Below are 22,298 nucleotides of genomic sequence, written 5' to 3' on the forward strand. Positions count from 1 at the left end.
CAGCCTTGCTGCCTAGGATGGGCTGGTGAAAGAACGGGTCCTTCCAACGCACGACGGCGGCAGGCTGGCTTTGTACAGCTACGGCGCCGAGGATGCGCCGGGCGAAAAGCGGGTGCTGCTGATTGGAGGCGCATTCCTCACGGCCCTGATCTATCGCCCGTTTTCCATTGCGCTGGCGAAGGGCCTGGGCGACGGGTGGGCCGTTGACGTCTATGACCGGCGGGGCAGGGGCAATTCGTCCGAACAGCCGCCCGGCTACAGCATGGCCACCGAGATCGAGGATGTCCGGACCGTCCTCACCGCCACCGGCGCCCGCAACATCCTGGGCCACAGCCTGGGTGGATCGGTGGCGTTGAACGCGGTGCAGGAGTTCACGGGGACACCGTTCGTCCCGGACAAGCTGGCGGTGTACGACGCAGCGGTGAACATCGACGGCAGCATCGACACCCGGTGGCTGGACGGGTTCGAGGACGCCGTCAACAACGGCAGGGTGGGCCACGCCCTGGCCCACATGAAGAAGGCCACCAGCCCGGGCTCGGCCATGGCCAGGATCCCGGAACCCGTCCTGGCCGGCCTGATGGCGGTCCTCTCCGGGACCAAGGTGAACAAAATCTTCCGGCAGGTGATGCCCAGCGGCGTGGGCGAGCTGCGCGCGGCCTACGACGAAAAGGACCACGCCCGGGACTTCAGCGTTCTGCCGCCGGGCACCCACTTCATGGCCGGCGGGAAAAGTCCCAGTTACTACAGGGTGACTGCGGAGCGGCTCCACGCGGCCGTGCCTGGCAGCACCTACCAGCTCTCCCCCAAGTGCTTCCATGGTTCTGTCCCCGCAGCAGTTAAGGAGCTGGTGGTGGCCATCGCGGCGTACTTCAAGGACGAACGTCCGGACGGGGAGGCCCGCCCGGACGGTGATTCCCGCCCGGACCAGGCCGGCGCTATCCCCGCTCCCCGCGGCTGAAGCCCGCCAAGGCGACTTCCCCGAGGTTCCGCCACACGGTGCGCGGCTTCGGTTCCACGCTCCGGTCCGCCAACCAGTCGCCCCATGCGGTAATGTCTTCCCCGTCCGCAGCGGCAACGGCATCACAGGCAAACCCGACGGCGGTGGACCCGTCCGAGAGCACCACTGAGCCCAGCAGCATGGGTTCTGGAAGGGCAGCCAGGAACCTCCCCAAAGCCGCTGGAGACACCAGCCATCGCTCCCCCACCAGTTCCGCGCCGGCGTCGGACCGGTAAACGCCGGGTTTGGGCGGCACGGTATCCAGTGCCACCATCCGGTACCGCGCGGCTGTGCGGACCGGGCCATCCCAGAACGCCCCGGGCTTCTCCAACTGCGGCGCCAATGGCTGTCCCTTGCGGTGTGCACCCACCACCACCAGCGGCACGGCAACCGCGCCCGCGGCCAAGGGCCAGGGAACGGACGACGACGGCTGGCCGACTTCAGTGCCGGCCCCGCCTGGGTTGCCGGGAACCGCAGCTCCGGCGGCGAAGAGTTCCGGCGCCGGTGGTGTGGTTTCGATCAGACGGGCAATGTCCGCGGCCACGGCATCCTCGAAGGTGCGTCCCACCACCGTGAGTCCAAACTGGGCGCCGTCCACCTCCCCGGCGGACACGGCCACCGCGCAGAGATCGAACAGGTTGCAGAAGTTGGTGTAGGTGCCCATCAGCGAGTTCACGCCCACGGGGTCCGCAGCTACTTCTACCAGCGTGGGGTGGAACGGCGCGGTGGGAACCAGCAGCGCGTCGAAGCCCTCCAGCCGGGCCATGGCCCTGGCCTTCAGCTCCTCCAGCCTGGCGGTATCGGCGACATACCGGTGGGCGGGCACTGTGCCGGCCGCACTGATGATGCCCTGCACTGTGGGATCAATGCCCGCACTGCCCGCGGCGCCGTCGTGCTCCTCCAGGAAGGTACCCACGGCGGCGTAGCGCTCGGCCACCAGCCCGCCGTCGTACAGCAGCCGGGCTGCCTGGAGGAAGTCGCCGAATTCGATTGGTTCGGCGTCCACCCCCGAGGCGCGCAGGCGGTCAACCTGCCGGGCAAATTCCGCCGCCCACTCAGGCGGCAGCGCAGGCAATGCCGCCGGATATGCCACCCGCGGCCTGGACGGCGCGGCGAGCCGGATGTCCGTGGGCCATGCCCGGGAGTCGCCGGCCATGAAACCCATGGCGAGTTCGGCGGTGGCCAGGTGCCGGGCAAAGATGGTGACGGCGTCCCAGGACCGGCAGGCGGGCACCACCCCGGCTATGGAGACCACATTGAGGGTGGCCTTGATCCCAACGATGCCCTGCAGGCCGGCCGGGACGCGGCCAGAGCCGGCAGTGTCAGTCCCGATCGCGATGTCCGCCAACCCCAGTGCCACTGCAACAGCGGAGCCGGAACTGGAGCCGCCTGAGATGTAGTCCGGCCGGCGTGAGTCGCGGACCGCGCCGTACGGACTCCGCGTCCCCACCAGTCCCGTGGCGAACTGGTCCAGGTTGGTGGCCCCCAGGACCAGGGCACCGGCGGCGCGGAGTCGCGCCACGGCGTCCGCGTCCTTGTCGGGGGTGTAAGCGAACCCTGGGCAGGCTGCCGTGGTGGGGATGCCGGCCACGTCAACGTTGTTCTTGACGGCGAGCAGGAATCCGGCCAGCGGCAGGTCCGTGCCGCTTTCAACAGCGGCGTCGATTTCGGCGGCCTCGGCCAGCAGGTCCTCAGCACCTCGAAGCGTGATCCAGATTTCCGGCCGGTCCACCTTGTCAATCGCCGCGAGCGCTGCCTTGACCCGGCGGGTGGCGCCGCCAGTGGATGGGATGTTCATACTGCTGCCTCTTCCAGTTCCTGCGCCTCGAGGTCCAGGGCGTCCATACCCACGGCTTCCAGCTCACTGCCGCCCAGGACCACAACTGCCTCGCCGGCCACCACCTGCGAGCCCGCGGCCGGCAGGACGCGGAGCACTACGCCGTCACAGGGAGCCTCCAGGACGGTTTCCATCTTCATGGCCTCCAGCGACACCAGCGGCTGGCCCTTGGCCACGCGGTCCCCTTCCGCCACGTCCACCTTCCAGACGCTGGCGGCGAACGGTGCCGAAACCAGCGAGCCGCCCTCCGGGACTTCCACTTCGTCTGCATCAGGGGCAACGACGGCGGCGAGTGCCTCCGCCCGGTCGAACTCGCCGGCGTCGGCCCAGGCCTGCCGTTCCACTGCGAAGGCCGCTCCCTGTTTCTCCCGGAACGCGTCGATGGACCCGCGGTTCTCCGCCAGGAAGAGTTCGTGCTCGGCCAGCGAGAACGTGCCCTCCTCGATCTCCACGCCCCGGCCCCGGCCCGCGGCCATGTCGGCACGGAGGTCCAGGAGCTCTTCCGGGCTGACCGGGTACCAGGAGATGCGGTCGAAGAAGCGCAACAGCCAGGGCGAACCGGGCTCGAACGGGGCTGCGTCGGCGTACCGGGACCAGACCTGGGTGGTGCGGCCCACGAACTGGTAACCGCCAGGGCCTTCCATGCCATAGATGCACATGTACGCCCCGCCGATGCCCACGGCGTTCTCCGGCGTCCAGGTGCGGGCCGGGTTGTACTTTGTGGTCACCAGGCGGTGGCGGGGGTCCAGCGGCGTGGCCACCGGAGCGCCCAGGTAGACGTCACCGAGGCCCAGGACCAGGTATTCGGCGTTGAAGACGGTGTCGAAGACGTCGTTGACCGAGTCCAGGCCGTTGATGCGCCGGATGAACTCGATGTTCCATGGGCACCAGGGGGCGTCGTCGCGGACGCCTGCCATGTACCGCTCGATGGCCTCGCGGGTGGCGGGATCGTCCCAGGACAGCGGCAGCCGGACGGTGCGGCTGGGCACCACCAGTTCGGAGCTGGCGGGCAGCGCGGCCTCCACCTCCTGGACCAGGTCCAGCAGGCGGGTGGTGGACAGGACGGACGGGTCCACCTTGATCTGCAGCGACCGGATGCCCGGGGTCAGGTCCACCACGCCCGGCACGCGGAGCCCTTCGATCTGCTGGTGCAGGGCGTGGACGCGGGCCCGGAGGCCTAGGTCCAGCACCAGTTCGCCGTATTCGACCAGCAGGTTGTCATCACCGGAGCGGCGGTAGGTGACCGCCGGACGGCCGGAACCTTCCGGCACCCGGGCTAACACGCCGTCGTCGCCATCGCCTTGGAGCGAACGTGCCGGAGTGCCCAGCGAAGGGGCTGGCGGCCACCCGGCGTCGCCCGGCAGCACCAGCTGCCGGCCTGGTCCCAGGTCCTTGGCCGACGGCGCCCGGCTGGCTTTGATGGGCACGAAGTGGACCTTGTCCCCCGGGCGCAGCTGGCCGAGCTTCCAGCGCTCCGCTGTCACCACGGTGACGGGGCAGACGAAACCGCCCAGGCTTGGTCCGTCGGGACCGAGCAGGATGGGGGTGTCGCCGGTGAAGTCCAGGGCGCCCACGGAGTAGGCGGTGTCGTGGATGTTGGACGGGTGCAGGCCTGCCTCGCCGCCGTCGGTCCTTGCCCATCGAGGCTTGGGTCCGATGAGCCGGACGCCGGTGCGGGCGGAGTTGAAGTGCACCTCGTACTCCGCGGCGTACAGTTCATCGATGTCCTCGCGCCGGAAGAATTCGGGGGCACCGTGCGGGCCTTCGGCTACGGCGAGCTCCCAGGTGGAGGTCAGGGCGGGACGGCTGTCCAGCGGCACCGCTTCCGCAGGGGCTTGTCCGACGCCGGACTTCACCGTGCGAAGGACGTCGCCGGCGCGCAGGACCCGCCCGGCGTGGCCGCCGAACTGGCCAAGGGTGAAGGTGGAGGCGCTGCCCAGGTATTCCGGGATGTCCAGTCCGCCCTGGAACAGGATGTAGCCGCGCAGGCCCTTCCCGCCGGCCGTGCCGACGTCGAGCGTTCCTCCCGCGGGGACCGTGACGGGGGTCCACGCAGGCACCTCCGCACCCCCAACCGTCACCGTTACTTCTGCGCCGGTGACGCAGACGGTGGTGGCGTGGGTGAAGGTGAGGCTGGGGCCGGTCATGGTGAACTCCAGGCCGGGGGCGCCTTCCGGGTTGCCTAGGGCAGTGTTGCCAAGGCGGAAGGAAAGATCATCCATGGGGCCGCTGGGCGGAACCCCGATCTGCCACAGCCCGGTACGGCCCGGCCAGTCCTGCACGCTGGTCTGCAGCCCGGGGCGGCCTACGGTGATGCGCGGTTCCGGATCCCCCACGTCGTCCAGGGTGCTGGTGGAGTGCAGGACGCTGCGGACAGCGTCCATCGCGCTCACGGCCCGGAGCATTCCAAGGTTGGTCTCGATGCCGTCGATGCGGGTGTTCTCCAATGCTGCCGCGAGCCGGTCAAGGGCGTCCGAGCGGCTTGCGCCGGAGGTGATGATCTTGCCCAGGAGGGGGTCGTAGTTGGTGGCCACCTCGGTTCCGGTTTCCACCCAGGCGTCCACCCTCGCTTGGTCCGCTGTGGGGTAGGCGGCGTTGGTGACAGTTCCGGCGTTGGGCTGGAAGCCGCGGGCCGGGTCCTCGGCGTAGACGCGGGCTTCCACGGCGTGGCCGGTCACGGGGAGGGCGTCCGGGACATCGGCGAGGACGGCGCTGGCGTCCGGGCCGCCCTGGGCCAGGCGGAGCATCCATTCCACCAGGTCGACGCCGGTGATGGCTTCCGTGACGGGGTGTTCCACCTGGAGCCGTGCGTTGACTTCCAGGAAGGAGGCTTCCTTGCGTGCGGGGTCGTAGACGAATTCGACGGTGCCGGCGGAGCGGTAGTTAAGGGAGGCGCACAGTGCACGGGATGTACGGTGCAGTTCCGCCCGGAGCTCGTCGGGGAGGTCCGGGGCAGGTGCTTCCTCGAGGACCTTCTGGTGGCGGCGCTGGAGCGAGCAGTCCCGGTCGCCGAGGCTCACCACCCGGCCCCCGCCGTCGCCAAAGACCTGCACTTCCACGTGGCGGGCGTTTTCCACGTACCGTTCGGCGAACACGCCCGCGGTGCCGAAGCTGGCACTGGCCAACCGGGCCACGCGGGGGAAGCTTTCGGCGAGTTCCGCCTCCGAGCGGCAGACCGTCATGCCTATACCCCCGCCGCCGCCGGTGGCCTTGAGCATCAGCGGAAAGCCGATTTCCTTGCCGGCCGCGACGGCGGCGTCCACGTCCTCAAGCAGCCCGGAGCCTGCGATCATCGGCACCCCGGCCGCACGGGCGGCGTCGCGCGCTGTGTGCTTGGTGCCGAAGATGCGCAGCTGCTCAGGCGTCGGGCCCACGAAGACAAGTCCGGCCGCTTGCACTGCCTCGGCGAAGTCTGCGTCCTCTGACAGGAACCCGTAACCGGGGTGGATGGCGCCTGCGCCGGTGGCCTTGGCAGCTTCCAGGATCGCGTCGACGCGGAGGTAGGACTCTTTGGCGGGTGCGGGTCCCAGGAGCACGGCCTCGTCGGCGAGCCGGACGTGCCTGGCTCCGCGGTCCGCCTCCGAGAAGACCGCAACGGTTCGCAGGCCCAGTTTCCTGGCGGAATCGATGATGCGGCAGGCGATCTCGCCGCGGTTGGCGATGAGCAGGGTGTCAAAAGTACTCATCGTGCAGCCTCCGGCCTCGTGACGATCATGCGGACAGGCGTGGGGTTGAACCCGTTGCAGGGGTTGTTGATCTGCGGGCAGTTGGAGACGAGCACCAGGGTGTCCACTTCCGCGCGGAGTGCCACGCGCTTGCCGGGGGCGGAGAGTCCGTCCACGATGCCCAGGGCGCCGTCCGGGTCCACCGGCACGTTCATGAACCAGTTGATGTTGGACACCAGGTCCCGCTTGCCCAGGCCCCAGCGTGAGCCCTCGATCAGGAAGTTCTCCACGCAGGCATGCTGTTCGCGTGTGTGCTGGCCGTAGCGAAGGGTGTTGGATTCCTGCGAGCAGGCACCGCCAATGGTGTCGTGCACCCCCACCTCGTCAGCCACCACGGTCATCAGTGGTGTGCCAGTGTCCGCCCTTAGGACCGAGCCCGTGGTGAGGACGATCGACTGCTGCGCGGCGATGGTTGCGGGGGCGGAGTAGCGAACGGTGGTGTCGGCTGCGGAATACAGCAGGCAATCGACGGCCTGGTTGCCCTCCAGGTCCACGATAGTCAGCACGTCACCTGCTGCCACTACTGCTGACCACGGGCCACGGGCCTCTACGAATTCGTCCAGAATCACGTTGCCGGCGGCGAGTGCGGTATCGGCAGCGTCCGGGGCTGGCTTGGTGTCCGCGGGGGTTTCGGTGAAAGTGGCGGTGTTCATCGGGCGTTCCTTGTGGTGAGGTCTTGGTCGGTGTTGCGGAGGGCCTGCAGGTGTTCGGGGGCCAGCGGCCCGGTGAGACGTCCGGCCTCCAGTCCCTCGAGATCCTTGGGCGCGTGCCAGGCAACGATGTCGATGGCGGTGCCGGTGAAGTCCAGGCGGGGGTCCAGCGGGTGGGCGGAGTTGGCCAGGACCAGCACGGCGTCCATCTGGAGCAGGAGTTCGACGGCGGCACCCGGCCCCGCGCTTCCGGTGAAGGTGATGCTGCCACCCGGGTCAACGGTGATGCCTTTGAAGAAGGCAAGCGACGGCGCCACGTCCCTGGTGCCCAGGCCGTTCTTGAGTGTGCCCAGGGTGAGCAGTTCGCGGGCTGCCGGGGAGGCGCTGTGGGCGGTTCCGGCCCCGTACTTGGCAGTGTTGCCGGCGAGGGTGGTGGCGCCGGTGAGTGCGTCGTGGCGGGATGAGGTGTCGGCAACGATCGTGGCCATCAGCCGGCCGGCGTCTGACAGCAGCGGGTGTCCGGCGCCGGGGTAGGCCTGCCACGGGACCTTGACGGTGTCCGCGATGTTCAGCCGCTCGTGCAGGTTGCCGGCGCGGTAAAGGAGGGTGTGCACGCACGCGTCGCCGGCAGTGTCGGTGAGCCGAACCCGGGTGCCGCGGGCCAGCGCCATGGTGGTATAGCGGCCAAAGGCGAGGGATTCCGCCCACGTGGGGACCACGCCGTCGGGCGTTCCCGCCAGAACGTGGGCCGGGGCGGAAGCTGCGGGCACAAAGCGCATGGTGTCCGCTGTCTTGCCGTGCTGTTCCCGGGCGTGGGCGCGGGCGCCGGCCGTCGTGGCCGTGCTGGGGGCGGGTGTTTCAAGGGTCTGTGTCATGTCAGTCCTGTACTTGGTGGATCGTGAAGTTCTGTGGGTGTCAGGCTTTGGCTGCCAGGTTCCGCTGCCGGACCCAGACGCCCAGGAGCAGGACGGCGGCGACCATCAGCGGCGCGGACCAGAGGAGGAGTCCGTTCTCACCGGTGGGGTCGTACACCTCGGGCCGGGGCCAGGCGAGGTTGACCACCATGACGCCGCCGTAGAGAACGGCGAGGATGTTGACGGGAAGGCCCCACCGGCCAAGTGAGAAGAGGCCCGCCGGCATGGTCTGCCCCACCCGGTTCCAGTCCCCCCGCAGCCGGTTGGCCAACTGCGGAACGGTGACCAGGAGGTAGGCCAGGTAGACCATCACGATGCAGACGCTGCACAGGGTGGTGAACAGGGCGGCGTTGCCAACGTTGATGGCAAGCACCGCAACTGCCAGGGCGCCGATCACGATGGAGGGCCACATGGGCGTGCCGCGGGTGGGGTGGACGGAGGAAAGCAGGGCCGACGCCGGGAGCTTGCCGTCGCGGGCCATGGAGAACACGAGCCGGGAACCGGCGGTCTGGATGGCCAGGGTGCAGACGAAGATGGCGATGGCCACGTCCACCAGCAGAACCTTGCCCCAGAAGGTGCCCAGGACCGCGGTGAGGACGTAGGGCAGGCCTTCGGTGGCCAGGCGGCCGTCGTCAAGGCTGGGTGCCGCCATCAGGGCGGTGATGATCATCAGCGCGCCGCCGATGCCGGAGATGAGCAAGGCGGAGAGGATGGTCCGCGGGGCGGTGCGGCGCGGGTCCTTGGTTTCCTCGGACAGCTCGCCGGCGGAGTTGAAGCCCACCATCACGTAGGCGGCCATCAGTCCTGAGACCAGGAAGGCCCCCACGGCGCCGAGGTCGGAGCCCTGCAGCACCGTGGTGTCCGCGACAACATCCGGTCCGCGCTGGGCGGCGCTGATGAGGGCCAGGATGACGGCGGCAACGCCCACGATCTCGCAGGTAACACCCACCGAGTTCACGTGGGCCATGAGCTTGACGCCCAGGGAGTTGATGACAGTGGTGGCCACCAGGAGCACGGCGCCCAGGACCACTGCGTTGCTGGCACCGGTCACGGTGTTAAGTGCGGGGTCGCCGCCCACCACCTGGAAGCCGTCCCAAAGTTGGGGCAGGACCACCTGCAGGGCAATGGCCGCGGCAGCTGCGGTAACCACCTGCGCGATGGCCATGAACCAGCCGGCAAACCAGCCCACGCCCTCTCCCCCGACACGCCGCGCCCACTGGTACACGGCGCCGGAAAGGGGGTAGCGGGCGGCGAGTTCGGCGAAGTTCAGGGCAACCAGCAGCTGGCCAACCAGGACAACGGGCCAGGTCCAGAAGAAGGCCGGCCCCGCAAAGGAGTAGCCGAACGCGAAGAGCTGGAAGATGGTGGTGAGGATCGAAACGAAAGAGAAGCCGGCGGCAAAGGAAGCGTAGCGGCCGAGCTTTCGGTGGAGGGTGGGCTGGTAGCCAAGGGACGTCAGGTCTGCATCGTCCTGGTGGACGGTGGGAAGAACGGTTGAAGTCATCGGGAATCTCCGGGCTGGAAAGGGATTGTGGGGCAAAGCCTCCCGGCACTGCAGCGCTCGGCCGAAGGCTGCGGATTACCGGTCAATTGATAGTTTTCCAGCGGGATGTCCCCAAACAGTTTCACCTCTGTAAAAGGGGGATAGACATCTTGTTTCGCGTAGATTTCCGTTCCCTCACAACGGCGGAAGGCCCTTCCCGGGTTGTCCCTTGGTCCCGGCCGTGATGCAAGAATGAGGCCGTGACTTCAGCCGGACCGGGACGTCCCCGCCACCAACAGCCCTCGCGGCCAGGCGCCACCGCCCGCGACGAAATCCTCGACGCCGCGGCGGAGTTGTTCACCACCCAGGGCTTTGCCAGCACCTCCACCCGTTCCATCGCGGACGCCGTGGGTATCCGGCAGTCGTCCCTGTACCACCACTTCAAAACCAAGGACGACATTCTCGAGGACCTCCTGGAGGGGACCGTTTCGGGCGGCCTGAGGTTCGCCCGCGCAGTTGCCGCGTTGCCCCACGGCCGTCCCGGAACCGACGGCCCCGCCGGAAGCCGGCTGCACGCCGTCGCGCTTTATGACGGCACGCAGCTGTGCAGTGCCCGGTGGAACCTTGGCGTCCTGTACCACTTGCCGGAAGTCCGCAGCACGCGCTTTGCCCGCTTCCTCAGTGACCGGCAGGAGCTGCGGCGGCTGTACGGGCAACTGGGTGGCGGGCTGTCAGCGACCGCCGCGGGCCCGGGCGGGGGTGACTTCACCTTCCGACTGGTCGAATCCCTGATCTATCTGCGGGCCGATGGTGCCGTGACGGCGGAGTCCGCACTGCAGGCAGCGGACGCGGGACTGATCCTTTGCGGACTCGGGGACCAACTGCCGGCCATCCGCACAGCGAGCCACGCCTTGATCGACCAACTGGCGTGAGCTGGAGACCCCGCGTCCGTGATGCCCCCAGCCAGCTTGCTCGGCTAGGCTCGGACCATGACGCGAGAGAACATCAGGACCCCCGACGGCGGCACTGTGGAGCTCTTTTCCACCGGCGCGGACCTGGCTTCGGCAGGTTCGGGCGTGGTGGTGGTGCCGCCCTCCATGGTGACGGCCGCTGACTACACCAAGTTTGCCCAGAAACTGAGCGCTTCCCTGGGCCGGCCGGTGCACACCTTCAACCGGCGCGGCCGCGGCTCGTCGTCGCCCCAGCCCGAGGACTACACGCTGGACGTGGACATCCGGGACCTGGATACCGTCATGAAGCATACCTCCAGCACGGACGTCTTCGGCCACAGCTTCGGCGGTGCCGTTGCCCTGCACGCCGCGCGGACCCTGCCGGTGGAGCGCCTCGCCGTTTATGATCCCGCGGTGTCCGTGAACGGCAGCGTCACCGCCACCTGGATCGGTGAGTACGAGAAGGCCATCGCCGCCGGTGACGATGACCGCGCCCTCGCCGTGATCCAGCGGGGCCTGGAAGCCGGTGGATCCTTCTCATCGCGCATGCCGCTCTCCATGCTCACCCTGGCCAACAAGCTGACCGCGGGCACGAGCGAAGGCAAGCAGCAGCGGGAACTCATGCGCACCGGCGTCCGTGAGATCAAGGCGATCATCGCGGCGGACATGCCTGCGGAGCCGTTCCTGGACCTGCCCCTGGAGACGCTGATCGTGGTGGGCGAAAAGAGCCCGGCCTACTTCGGCATTGCCTGCGGCCAGATCCACGACGTACTGTCCGGCTCCAGCTACACCATCCTGCCCGGCTTCGGCCACGACGGCGCCATCAAGGCCCCGGACAAGCTGATCAAGGAACTGAGCGACTTCTTCGCCGGCTAGCGCGGCTTGCGCTAGTGTCCTGCGCCGTGGGCCGGACCGGCACCTTCGGTCTTGCGCATCATGGCGGAAAGCACGACGGCGGCAAAGGCTATGACGGTTGCCGTCATGAACGCGGCACTCATCCCGGCGACGAGCCCTGAAGCCGCACTCACCACCGCGAAGATGGACACCAGCAGTGCCGTACCGGCGGCACCGGCCACCTGCTGGGTGGTGCTCATGATCGCTGACCCGTGGGAGTAGAGGTGCGGCGGCAGCGGGTTCAGCCCGGTGGTGAAGGCAGGGGTGAACAGCAGCGCCAGGCCAAAACTCAGCCCCACGTGAAGGGTGATGATCCACCAGACTGCCGTGCCGGCGTCGAGCATTGAAAACTGCCAGAGGGTCACCACCATCAGGACGGATCCGGTGACGGTGAGCGGCAGTGGGCCCACCTTGTCGAACGCGCGGCCGATCACGGGGCCCAGCAGGCCCATGGCCAGGCCGCCAGGGAGCAGCGCAAGGCCGGTTTCGAGCGAGCCGAGGCCGCGGACCTGCTGGAGGTAGAGCGGAAGCAGGATGACCCCGCCGAACAGGGCCATCATGGCCACCACCATCAGCAGGACCGAGACAGTAAACATCCGGAAGTTGAAGGCGCGCAGGTCCAGCAACGGCGCGGCGGCCTTCTGCAGCCGGACCTGGCGGAGGACGAACACGGCCAGGGCAGCGACGCCGATCACCAGGGCCGCGATGGCGCCGGCACCCGGACCGGCCTGGCCGCCGTGGCCGCCGCCGATCTGGCTGAGCCCGTAGACCAGGCCGCCGAAGGCGGGGACGGTGAGGATGACGGACGGTACATCCAGCCGCGCCTTTTCCACCTCGCCGACGTTGGTGAGGTACTTGGCGCCGATGGCCAGCGCCGCGAGGGCCACCGGCAGGACGAAGACGAACATGAAGCGCCAGGTGAAGTGCTCCAGGATCAGCCCGGAAACCGTGGGACCCATTGCCGGCGCAACCGAGATGGCGATGCTCACGTTGCCCATGACGGCGCCGCGCTTGGCCAGCGGGACCAGGGTGAGGATGGTGGTCATCAGCAGCGGCAGCATGATCGCGGTGCCGCCGGCTTGGACGATGCGGGCCAGCAGCAGGACCTCGAATCCCGGGGCCACCGCGGCAAGTGCGGTTCCGCCGGCAAACAGGCCCATGGCCAGCATGAATACGGCGCGCGTGGAGAGGCGCTGGAGGATGAAGCCGGTGGTGGGGATGACCACGGCCATGGTGAGCATGAAGCCGGTGGACAGCCACTGGACGGTAGGGGCGTCCACGCGCAGGTCCACCATGAGCCGCTGCAGGGCGACGTTCATGATGGTCTCGTTGAGGATCACCACGAACGTCGCCACCAGCAGCGTGCTGATGATGGTCACGGACTCCCGCGACATCTTCTCCGGCGCAGCGGTTTGGGCGCCTTGGCGGGCTCCACCGCGGAATTCGTCGCGGGTGCCTTCGCCTGGGACGGGCTGGCCGCCGGCGTTCGGAGAGACTTCGGTAGACATGGGTGTTCCCTCAGGGGTGTTTTATGAGTGATGCGCGGTCGGCGCCGCTGCAGATTCCAACACTCTACCCGCTGGAGTAATTCCTCCATACGGGTTTAAAAACCCTGAGGGAACTTTAGGGGTTAGGCAGTCTGGCCTGCGTGCTGGCCTTCGGAGATCTCCTCCACCAGCTTGTTGTTGAAGGCCGGGAGGTCGTCCGGGTTCCGGCTGGTTACCAGACCCTGGTCCACCACCACTTCCTCATCAGTCCAGTTGGCGCCCGCGTTCTTCAGGTCCGTTTCCAGCGTGAAGTAGGAGGTGACGTTCCGGCCCTTGATCACGCCGGCCTCGATCAGCAGCCAGGGTCCGTGGCAGATCGATGCCACCGGCTTGTGCTGTTCGAAGAAGCTGCGGGTGAAGTTCTGCGCATCCTTGTCGACGCGCAGGTGGTCCGCGTTGACGACGCCGCCGGGAAGCACCAGGGCGTCGAAGTCGGAAGCGTTTGCTTCGGCCACCGTGAGATCCACGTCGAAGGTATCTCCCTTGTCCGTGCCGTTGTAGCCCTGCAGCTTGCCGCTCTTGGGAGCCACCAGGGTGGGCTCGCCGCCGGCGTCCTTCACTGCCTGCCAGGGACTGGTGAGCTCTACCTGCTCCACGCCGTCAGTCAGCAGGAATGCGACCTTCTTGCCTGCGATGCTGTGCTCTGACATTGTTCCTCCTCGCCTGAGGCGGTCCGCGGCCCTCAGGCACGCAGCAACCGCCCGAGAGTTGATTGCCTGACATGTTCCAGCCTAGGAAAACCGAAAGTAATAAGCAAGCTGACTATATTGGGAGCGGCAGGCTGGAGATCCCCGCGCTGCGCAAGCTCCTTTTCGCCTCGGATGTTTGGGGTTCGACAAAGAGCCTTCGCGTCGAAAACGTACGACGGCGACGGCACGGGTTGGGTGCGCCGGCATGCCTGCGCGGGTCCGACGCCAGCGAGGCTCACAATGTCACACCCTCGCTGGATGATTCTCTTTTGGGAATCAGCAGCGGCATTGGGGTGGTTTTGGAAGGTGTTCCTGCCTCTGTTGCTGCCCTTGATGCCATGGACTGTGAAGGTGCTGCGATGGCGTCCGGTACTGCTTTTGGTTCGGGTGCTGCTGCTGGTTCCAGTGTTGATGTATTGCAGCGGCGGTACGAGATCCGGCTGGAAAGGCTCGAAGTTATCGCCCGGCTGGAGGCGCAACTCGCCGCGATGAAAGCCCGGGACGCCGCCGAAGCCATCGGGTTCCAGCAGGCCAAAACCCCGCCGGGCGCGTCGCTGCACGACCGCACCTACGCCGAGATGTCCGTGGTGGAGGAGATCGCCGGGGTCCTGACCATCAGCTCCGCCGCGGCCGGGGCGTTCCTGGAACAGTCCCAGAAAGTTTGCTCCCCCCCACCCGTGTTCGAGGCCCTGGCCGCCGGTGGCATGTCCTGGCAGCACGCGAAGGTCATCGCCGATGAAACCGAAGGCCTCGACCCCGCCGGTGCTGCCGGGCTCGTGGCGCACTTCTTCGACCCCGACGCACCCCACCCCGCCCGCGGCGCCGCCCCCGGCGACCTCGTCCCCTCCCGGTTCCGCGCCAAGGTCCGTGGCTGGCGCGAACGCCACCACCCCGAATCCATCGAAAAACGCCACACCAAAGGTATTGCCGACCGACGCATGGAATACACCCCCGACCGCGACGGCATGGCCCGGGTCACGCTCTACCTCCCCGGCGACACCGCCTGCGCCATCTGGAACCGCACCACCGCCACCGCCCGCGGCCTCCAAGGACCCAACGAACCACGCACCCTCACCCAACTCCGCCCCGACATCGCAGCATCACTGCTCCTCAGCACCGGCAACGCCATGGAGACCAACCGCAACACCACCGCCGCAGCAACAGAGCCGGTCAGCAACGATGAAGGACCCGGTAACGACGACGGGACCGGCACCGCTGCCGGTTCGCGGCCCGTCCGGGAGATCGGGAAGGTCCCCGCCCCGCGGGCCGATGTCCTGGTCATGGTGCCGGTGTTCTCCCTGCTGGGTGCGACGGATGAGCCGGCAGTACTTGACGGACTCGGCCCCATCCCCGCGTCAATGGCACGCAAACTCGTCACCGACGGGGCGGAGTCCTTCTACCGCGTCCTGGTCGACCCCAGGGACGGGGCACCACTGGAAATCGGCAGGAAGAACTACCGCCTTCCCGAAACCATCAAACGCTGGATCAGGATGCGCGACGCCAAATGCACCTTCCCCGGCTCCACCAACCACAGCCCCGACAACGACACCGATCACCTCCAAGCTTGGAAAGACGGCGGCACCACCGGCACAACCAACCTGGCACAGCTCTGCCCCAAACATCACCGGCTCAAACACCACAGCACTTGGACACCAGACCCAGCCACCACCAACGACCCACCCGGCTGGACCTCACCCACCGGCCGCCACTACAAACCCGAACACCCAGACGCCGAACCCACGTACTGGCCGCAATGGGTGATGCCCGCCGGACTGAAGTCTCCTGGCGCCCAGGGCCCCGACGCCAGATGCCCGGAAACCAAGTGTCCGGACACCAGGTGTATCGACGCCCGCTGTCCCACCATCCGCTCCGGCAATATCTGCTGCCTTGAGATCAGCCCCGAAGACCTGCCTCCCTGGGAACCGGAGGACGACAACTTCGTAGACGACCACCTCATACACCCCGACGACCTGCCACCGGGCTATCCACTCTGGGCCGAACTCCTCGCGACGCCGCTCGTACCCTCCGGATGACAGGAGCTCATAGTCACGCGGCGGCATGCTCGGGCCGACTCCGCCGCGGCCCGTGGTGCTAAGCCCTGTGGTGCTCGATGAGCCAGACCGCCATCTGCTGGGCTCGCTGTGCGGCCAGCCAGTCTCCCTCGGTGGCCGAGATGATTGAGCCCTTCATCAGGATCTGGCAGGAACGGGCAAATTCTTCAGCACGCACCAGGCCGGCTTCTTCTGCCAACGCCTGGATATGTCCTCGGATTCTGGCCAAGTAGTCGATGCTGGCCTGGCCCAAGGGGTGGGCAGGACCCATTTCCAGCAGGACGTTGACGAAAGAGCAGGCTTCGAAGTCATCACGCTGGAACCAGTCGCCAAACACGTCAAAAATGGCCAGCAACTGCTCTACCGGCGTACTCCCCCGGCGGCGCGCCTCAGTAAGGATGGCGTCAACCGTCCACTGCCGGTCCCGCCGCTCGAGGAACGCCAGCACCAACGAGTCCTTCGAGGGAAAATGCCGGTAAAAAGTGGCCTTGGCTACGCCGGACCGTTCGATGAGCTCGTTGACGCCAACGTCGCGGATCCCCCGCCGCGAAAACAGCTCGTACGCCACCGAAAGGATCCGCTCCGCAGGGTTGGCATGCTCTGCCGGGTTGGCAAGATCCGTGAGGTTGGCAGGCTCTGTGGGGTGGGCAGGAGCAACCGCCGCCCCGGCTGTGAGAGCCGCGGCAGACGGTGAGAAATCTGCATTGGGATCCATTGCAATTGAAGTGTACTCCGGGGCAGACAGACCGGTCTTTCCCGCTGTACTGTTTTCCTACGCGCCGCGCTTTGAAGGCCGCGTAGGCCAGACCACCGGCCGCTTCGGAATGGTGCAAGGAGGCTCCAGATGACAGCAGAGCGGATGTTCGAAGGCGTTCCTTCGGATCCGGACCCCTGGATGTCCTCTGACACTCCTGCCGAGATCCGCCAGTTCGCCCTCGAATCCCTCCGCTGGCAGGCCCAGGAGATCATCGACGAGTTGCTGGCGGACACCAACCCAGCCGAAGAACTGGCCAGAGCACGGCTTCGCCGTTGCGTCGCCCGCAACCCCGGCCAGCCGGAGAAGGCACTCCTGGAGCAGCTGATGGCCAGCGAGGACGGGTTGCACTTCTAAGCGGCGGGAAGTCAGGAACTCAGCGGGACGTTGTCGATCAGCCGCACGGGGCCCACCTTGGCCGCGATAAGCGCCAGGGCCTCGCCGCGGAAGGGAGTTTCCCGGCAGTTCTCCGCCAGCGGCTCAAGGGTCCCCGGATCCACCACATCGAAGTAGTCCAGTTCCACCAGGGGCTGGGACTCAACCATCGCCAGCGCAGAATCAAGGTCCAGTGGCTCGTGGGCGTTCGCCCGCTCTTCCAGCAGGCGCAGCGCCCTGGACAGGACCAGCGCGGCATCGCGTTCGTCATCGGACAGGAAGCGGTTCCGGCTGGACAAGGCCAGGCCGTCGTCAGCGCGGACCGTGGGCACGCCCACAATCTCCACGGGGAAGTTCAGGTCCGCAGCCATCCGCCGGACCAGGGCCAGCTGCTGGGCGTCCTTCTGGCCGAAGTAAGCCCGGTAGGCGGGGAGGTTGCCCCCGGATGTGCCCGCAGATCCGGCCGGAAGGCCGGCCGCCGGCATCCCGTAGTGCAGCAGTTTGGCAACAACAGTCAGGGCGCCGTCGAAGTGGCCGGGCCGGGAGGCACCCTCCCACTTCTCCCCAAGGCGTCCGGAGGTGATCCGCACCAAAGGCTCCCCGCCGGGATAGACCTCCTCCACGGAGGGCGCAAAGGCCAGGTCCACGCCCTGTTCCTCCAGCAGGGCAAGGTCTGCATCAAGCGTTCGCGGGTAGCGGTCCAGGTCCACGGCGTCGCCGAACTGAAGGGGGTTGACGAAGATGCTCGCCACCACCACGTCATTGTTTTCGACGGCGGTGCGGGCCAGTGTGGCATGGCCTTCGTGGAGTGCACCCATGGTAGGCACCAATGCCTGCGAAGTGCCTTGCTTGGCGCTAAGGAGCCGGGCACTTTCGGCCCGCAAGCTGGCCACGGTGGTGACAAGTTGAATGGACATTCAGTCCTCCTTCGGATCGAGGGCCTCGTGCAGCCCCTTCAGCTGGTCGGGTTTCAGCAGTGCGCGCCCTTCGGCGCGGAGGGCTGTGGCGCGTGCCATCGCAAGGTAGGCCTCCAGCACATCACCGTGCCCGCCGGCGTCGTACTCCCGCAACGCCTCGGCGTGCGCGCGCACCGTTCCCACGTCCCCGCGTGCGACCGGACCAGTCAGCGCAGACTCCCCCGAGGCCAGCGCGTTCTCCAGGGTGGCCCGCAGCAGCGGCCCCAGCATACGCTCGGGCGATTCAACGCCCACCTCGCGCAGCAGTTGCGACGCCTGCGCCACCAGGGTGACCAGATGGTTGGACCCGTGGGCCAGGGCTGCGTGGTAGAGCGTCCGGTCCGCCTCGGCAATGGCTACGGGCTCCGCCCCCATCTCCACCACCAGCGCCTGGGCGATGGGCAGCATGGGCGCGTCGGCCGTCACCCCGAAGGTGCAGTCCAGCAGCCGGGTGAGGTCCAGGCTCATGCCGGTGAAGGTCATGGCTGGGTGCAGTGCCAGTGGAACGGCGCCCGCGGCGCGGACTGGATGAAGTACACCGACGCCGAACCGGCCGGAGGTGTGCGCCACGAGCTGGCCGGGCTGCCAGGCGCCGAGCTTGGCCAGCCCCTCCACCAAATCCGGCAGCGCGTCGTCCGGCACTGCCAGCAGCACCAGTTCCGCGCGCTCCACGATGTCCTGCACTTCCAGGATGGGCACGCCGGGGAGCAGGGTTTCGGCCCGCTCCCGGCTGGCGTCCGAGACCGCCGAAACCCCGACGACGGCGTGCTCGGCTGCGCGGAGGGCGGCACCAAGCACCGCCCCCACCTTGCCGGCGCCGATGATTCCGACGCCGAGGCGTCCGGGCTTAGCCATGGTGCTGGCCTTCCTGTTGGTAGTGGGTGCGGGGCTCTGATGCAGCCGCAGGCTCGACGGCCGACGAGGATACCGCAACTGATTCAACGGCCGGGACAACCTGCCGCAACCATTGTTCGGTGGTTTGACGCTTCCGTGCCAGCCGGGCGCGTGCCGACTGCTCGTCAAAGAGTTGCCGGGCCTCATCCAACCCTGCCTGGGTCAGCCGCGGGGCCACCGGCCCGGCGGTGGTGTGCAGCACCAGGTCCGCCACCCGGAAGTGGCGTGCCACGGGCCCTTGGTGAAGCGCCATCGACTGCGTGCGCTGGTGCGGGACAACAACCAGTTCCCGCCACCAGCGGCCGGAGCGGATCAGCAGCGCCGTGTCCGTGGCCGCAAAGCCGTTGCGCCGCCATGCCAGGGGAGCCAGCAGCCACGCCCGCCGCGGGGTGGTGACAAAGCCGCCGTCGGAATGGAAGCCACCAAGCCCGGCAGCGAAAACCGCCTCCGGCTGGTCGGTTCCGGGGTCGGGCAGGACCAGCGAGAGCATGGCCAGGACGTCGGCGAATTTACCTACCGGCAGCAGGATGGTCCTGGTATTGCCCTCCACGGCGTTGCCCGACGTCCCGTAGCCGGCCACGTTCACCTGCATCCGGTACCAGCCGAACGGGCGCCACAGCGGCGGCTGGGCAACCTTCACGGCCTGGATCCGGCCCGGCGGCAGCGTCTGCGCCTGGGTATCCAGCAGCCCGTACCGCAACCGGATGCCATCCGGCGAGATGGCCGCGGTGAAGTTGTACCCCTTGTTGAAGAAGTTCCAGTAGCTTGCCGCGAGGCCAAGCGCGGCGGGCACCAGGTAAAAGTAGAAGGCCCGGTTGTCCGTCAGCGCGGAGAGGAACACGGACGCGGCGCCGCCCACCACGATGAAGAAGCTTTGCTCACTCAGCAGCAGCGATCCAATAAGGCGCGACGGCGGCACGGCCAGCACCGTAAACTCCGGCGCCTCGGGTGCGGGCTGGGTAAGCTGCCCCGGACCGGCGGAACCGCCGTGACCAGTGCCCGCCGGACCGTCCAAACCGCCCACGGAGCAACTGCCAGAGCCGGCGCCGGCAACAGCCCCGGAAGCGCGCGCCAGGATGGTGGCCCGTAGTTGGCGGGCATCGGCGATCTTCAGGTAAGCCAGCCGCACCGCTGATTCGCCGGCGTCTGCCACCTCGAACCTGAGTTCGGCCAGGCCAAAGATGCGGGCCAGGAGGGGCTGCACGATATCGATGGCCTGCACCCGGTCCAGCCGCGCCTGCCGGTGCTGCCGGAAGAGGAGCCCGCTGTTGACCCGGACATACCCGGCGGACACCTGGTATTTGGTGAAGTACCAGGTCAGGACGAATCCCAGCACGGCCACGGCCAGCACCACGGCACCGCCGCCAAGGAGCCAGGGCGCGCGGCGGTCAAACCCCTCCTCAAAAACTGGCTGGCCCTGCAGGGAACGCTCAAAAAGGTCCCGGCCAAAAAAGAAGGCGATGGCAGCCAGGGCGACCCAGCCGCGGACGAAAGGTGACGCCGGATGCACACGCAGCCACTCGCCGTCGGGCGTTCTGCTGCTTTCCGGGCCGGCCGCCACAGGAGGCCGGGCCGGCTGCCCGGGCAGCTGGCCGTCAGCCGTCACAGCCCTGCCAGCCTGGCTTCGCCGCGGGCGGCCAGCTGTTCCCGGAGCCGCGCGCCTTCAGCAGCCGGAAGGCCGGGGATGCGGGCGTTGGTGCCGGGCGATGCCGTATGGAGCTTCACGGTACACAGCCCCAGGCCGCGCTCCACGGGGCCGACGGCGATATCCACGTACTGCATGCGCCCGTAAGGAACGGCCATGGTGCGCTGGAAGAAGATGCCGCTCCTGACCAGCAAGTCGTCACCGCGCTCAGCGTAGCCAATGGCCCTGACCTGCCGCGGGATCAGCACCAGCCGCCATACGGCAACCACAGTCATGACGGCCGGAACGGTAATGGCCAGCCACAGCGGGGGCCAGCGCCACCAGCCGAGGAGGACAAACACCAGCGGAGCGGAAAGGACCAGGACCGCCGCCAGGTTGGCCAGGGCCCATTCCACGAGGCGGACTGTTATGTACTTTGGTGACACCCGCTGCCAGGCGATACCCGGCGGGTCAATCGCCTCGGTACGCATATTCGCCTTCCCCAGCGGCCTCCCCGCGGGCAGGGCGGCCCTTTTTCCCGTCCAGGTTTGGGTCACCGTCTTCGGGCGGAATCTTGCAGAACCGCTCCACAATGAGCCCCACCACGATCATCACCAGGCCGCCGCCGGCCATGGCCAACGCCAGCCAGGTGATTCCCTGGTCGCTGCGCATGCTCCAGATTCGCAACTGGTCCAGGAAGATGCCCACATGCCAGCCGAGCAGCACTGTTCCGGCGTACGCGCAGGCCTGGGCCAGGACCAGGGTCCGGGCGGCCAGGAGGGGGTCCAACTGCGTCTTCTTAGCCGTGCTGTTGGGCTTGTGGCTGTTGCGCCACCTCAGGATGCGGATGCCGAGGATCAGCGTGATGATGACGATGACGCCCATGGTGGCCAGCGCAGTGGCAGGCAGGACCGGCGTTGCGATGCTGTACCGGCTGGTCACCACTGTGGCAGACCAGCCGGCGATGGCGAGGATGACACCGATCAGCAGCAGGCGTAGGGGGTTGATGGGTTTCATCGCTCCTCCACCGCGCCGGCCGTGGGCATCCCGTCAAAGTCGCCGAAGCCGTCGAAGGGTGCCAGGCCGGCGAAGTCATCCGCCTGGGCGGCCAACGCGCTGATCCTTTCGCCCCCCAGGGTGGCAGCCGGTTCGATCAGCGACCAGGGGTAGAGGACGAACGCGCGGGAGGACGCACGGGGGTGCGGAAGCGTCAGGGCGGGATCGTCGCTGCGGAGGTCCCCGTAGATGATGATGTCGACGTCGAGCGTCCGCGGCCCCCAGTGCACCTCGCGGACGCGGAGGTGCTTGTTCTCCACGGCCTGGCAGTGTTTCAGCAGTTCCATGGGCGTGAGGCTGGTTTCCACGGTAATGACCATGTTCAGGAAGTCGGGCTGTCCGGCGGGTCCGCCCACGGCCTTCGTCTGGACAATGGGTGAGACGGCAAGGAGGCGCACCTCCGGCGGATCCACCAGGTCCGCCACGGCCTCGGTCAGGGTCTCGTTCCGCTCACCAAGGTTGCTGCCGAGGGCGAGCACCGCCTTGGTGTAGATGCCGTTCATGTCCCGGCCCCGGACAGTGCGCCGGCGGGGACCCGCGTCCGGTGGACGGTGACCGCCACGTCGCCGAAGGGAACCTCGATGGGGGCCTGGGGTTTGTGGACGGTGATCTCCACGGCCTGGAGCTTGAACTCGGCAAGGAGGCTGTCGGCGATCCGCACCGCAAGTGCCTCGATGAGGTTCAGGGGTTCCCCGGAGATCCACTCGGTTATACGCTGCGCAACCTCGCCGTAGTGTGCAGTGTCCCGGACGTCGTCGGACTGCGCCGCTTCGGTGAAGTCGAGGTAGAGCACCGCGTCCACCACGAAGGGCTGGCCCTCCCGGCGTTCGAAATCGAAGACACCGTGATGACCCACTGCGGTCACTCCAGTCAGCGTAATCCTGTCCATGGGTCCCCCGGCC

The 22,298-nt window shown here is 67.7% G+C and carries 20 protein-coding genes; 5 read left to right on the plus strand and 15 right to left on the minus strand.

Translation table 11 applies throughout. From position 1 onward, the window contains the following. The first annotated feature begins 25 nt into the window (after positions 1–25). Positions 26–958, plus strand: a complete 933-nt coding sequence (locus FBY30_RS05055) for an alpha/beta fold hydrolase (RefSeq protein WP_235009342.1) — start codon at positions 26–28, stop codon at positions 956–958. Here the strand turns inward: FBY30_RS05055 and atzF are convergent. Genes atzF through FBY30_RS05080 form a run of 5 tightly spaced genes read right to left on the minus strand, consistent with a single transcriptional unit; the run spans position 936 to position 9,627 of the window. After that, complete coding sequence (gene atzF, locus FBY30_RS05060; protein ID WP_142131599.1) at positions 936–2,795, minus strand: allophanate hydrolase; 1,860 nt, start codon at positions 2,793–2,795, stop codon at positions 936–938. The two genes, FBY30_RS05055 and atzF, sit on opposite strands and share 23 nt — an antisense overlap. Beyond that, positions 2,792–6,520 carry an urea carboxylase gene (gene uca, locus FBY30_RS05065; protein WP_142131601.1) on the minus strand — a complete coding sequence of 1,243 codons (3,729 nt, stop codon included), beginning with the start codon at positions 6,518–6,520 and terminating at the stop codon, positions 2,792–2,794. The genes atzF and uca overlap by 4 nt, the downstream gene beginning before the upstream one ends. Further along, positions 6,517–7,212, minus strand: coding sequence for an urea amidolyase associated protein UAAP2 (locus FBY30_RS05070; protein WP_142131603.1), 696 nt, complete (start codon positions 7,210–7,212; stop codon positions 6,517–6,519). The genes uca and FBY30_RS05070 overlap by 4 nt, the downstream gene beginning before the upstream one ends. After that, the gene (locus FBY30_RS05075; RefSeq protein WP_142131605.1) at positions 7,209–8,084 is read right to left on the minus strand and encodes an urea amidolyase associated protein UAAP1; all 876 of its coding nucleotides are present in this window, start codon (positions 8,082–8,084) and stop codon (positions 7,209–7,211) included. The genes FBY30_RS05070 and FBY30_RS05075 overlap by 4 nt, the downstream gene beginning before the upstream one ends. A gap of 40 nt (positions 8,085–8,124) precedes the next feature. After that, on the minus strand, positions 8,125–9,627 hold the full coding sequence (locus FBY30_RS05080) for an amino acid permease (protein ID WP_142131607.1): 1,503 nt from the start codon (positions 9,625–9,627) through the stop codon (positions 8,125–8,127). 239 nt (positions 9,628–9,866) lie between these two features. Here FBY30_RS05080 and FBY30_RS05085 point away from each other — a divergent pair, with 239 nt between their 5' ends. Continuing rightward, a complete protein-coding gene (locus tag FBY30_RS05085; protein WP_142131608.1) occupies positions 9,867–10,538 on the plus strand; it encodes a TetR/AcrR family transcriptional regulator in 672 nt (223 codons plus the stop codon). Positions 10,539–10,595: 57 nt separating this feature from the next. After that, a complete protein-coding gene (locus FBY30_RS05090) occupies positions 10,596–11,432 on the plus strand; it encodes an alpha/beta fold hydrolase (protein ID WP_142131609.1) in 837 nt (278 codons plus the stop codon). A gap of 11 nt (positions 11,433–11,443) precedes the next feature. Here the strand turns inward: FBY30_RS05090 and FBY30_RS05095 are convergent, their stop codons facing one another. Then, a complete protein-coding gene (locus FBY30_RS05095; protein ID WP_142131612.1) occupies positions 11,444–12,958 on the minus strand; it encodes an MDR family MFS transporter in 1,515 nt (504 codons plus the stop codon). Positions 12,959–13,080: 122 nt separating this feature from the next. After that, positions 13,081–13,647, minus strand: a complete 567-nt coding sequence (locus FBY30_RS05100; RefSeq protein ID WP_142131614.1) for a type 1 glutamine amidotransferase domain-containing protein — start codon at positions 13,645–13,647, stop codon at positions 13,081–13,083. 377 nt (positions 13,648–14,024) lie between these two features. On the opposite strand from FBY30_RS05100, the gene FBY30_RS05105 reads away from it, so the two are divergent. After that, complete coding sequence (locus FBY30_RS05105; protein ID WP_235009538.1) at positions 14,025–15,719, plus strand: HNH endonuclease signature motif containing protein; 1,695 nt, start codon at positions 14,025–14,027, stop codon at positions 15,717–15,719. 58 nt (positions 15,720–15,777) lie between these two features. On the opposite strand, the gene FBY30_RS05110 is transcribed toward FBY30_RS05105, so the two are convergent. Continuing rightward, positions 15,778–16,452, minus strand: coding sequence for a TetR/AcrR family transcriptional regulator (locus FBY30_RS05110; RefSeq protein ID WP_142131616.1), 675 nt, complete (start codon positions 16,450–16,452; stop codon positions 15,778–15,780). Positions 16,453–16,581: 129 nt separating this feature from the next. Between FBY30_RS05110 and FBY30_RS05115 the strand changes: the two genes are divergently transcribed. Then, positions 16,582–16,848: a hypothetical protein gene (locus tag FBY30_RS05115; protein WP_142131618.1), complete on the plus strand. Its 267-nt coding sequence runs from the start codon at positions 16,582–16,584 to the stop codon at positions 16,846–16,848. Positions 16,849–16,859: 11 nt separating this feature from the next. Here FBY30_RS05115 and FBY30_RS05120 read toward each other — a convergent pair whose 3' ends face one another. Genes FBY30_RS05120 through folB form a run of 7 tightly spaced genes read right to left on the minus strand, consistent with a single transcriptional unit; the run spans position 16,860 to position 22,285 of the window. Further along, positions 16,860–17,783 (minus strand): 4-phosphopantoate--beta-alanine ligase, encoded by a 924-nt coding sequence (locus FBY30_RS05120; protein WP_142131620.1) that lies wholly within the window; start codon positions 17,781–17,783, stop codon positions 16,860–16,862. After that, positions 17,784–18,677 carry a Rossmann-like and DUF2520 domain-containing protein gene (locus FBY30_RS05125; RefSeq protein WP_142131622.1) on the minus strand — a complete coding sequence of 298 codons (894 nt, stop codon included), beginning with the start codon at positions 18,675–18,677 and terminating at the stop codon, positions 17,784–17,786. Next, on the minus strand, positions 18,670–20,322 hold the full coding sequence (locus FBY30_RS05130) for a PH domain-containing protein (RefSeq protein ID WP_142131624.1): 1,653 nt from the start codon (positions 20,320–20,322) through the stop codon (positions 18,670–18,672). The genes FBY30_RS05125 and FBY30_RS05130 overlap by 8 nt, the downstream gene beginning before the upstream one ends. Then, the gene (locus FBY30_RS05135) at positions 20,319–20,831 is read right to left on the minus strand and encodes a PH domain-containing protein (RefSeq protein ID WP_142131626.1); all 513 of its coding nucleotides are present in this window, start codon (positions 20,829–20,831) and stop codon (positions 20,319–20,321) included. Before FBY30_RS05135 ends, FBY30_RS05130 begins: the two co-directional genes overlap by 4 nt. Beyond that, positions 20,812–21,357, minus strand: a complete 546-nt coding sequence (locus tag FBY30_RS05140; protein WP_142131628.1) for a DUF3180 domain-containing protein — start codon at positions 21,355–21,357, stop codon at positions 20,812–20,814. Before FBY30_RS05140 ends, FBY30_RS05135 begins: the two co-directional genes overlap by 20 nt. Then, on the minus strand, positions 21,354–21,899 hold the full coding sequence (gene folK / locus FBY30_RS05145; RefSeq protein ID WP_142131630.1) for a 2-amino-4-hydroxy-6-hydroxymethyldihydropteridine diphosphokinase: 546 nt from the start codon (positions 21,897–21,899) through the stop codon (positions 21,354–21,356). The genes FBY30_RS05140 and folK overlap by 4 nt, the downstream gene beginning before the upstream one ends. Next, entirely contained in the window at positions 21,896–22,285 is a 390-nt protein-coding gene (gene folB / locus FBY30_RS05150) for a dihydroneopterin aldolase (RefSeq protein ID WP_142131632.1), read from the minus strand. Before folB ends, folK begins: the two co-directional genes overlap by 4 nt. Between the last annotated feature and the right edge of the window lie 13 nt (positions 22,286–22,298).

Source organism: Arthrobacter sp. SLBN-83 (assembly GCF_006715285.1).
Classification (GTDB): domain Bacteria; phylum Actinomycetota; class Actinomycetes; order Actinomycetales; family Micrococcaceae; genus Arthrobacter.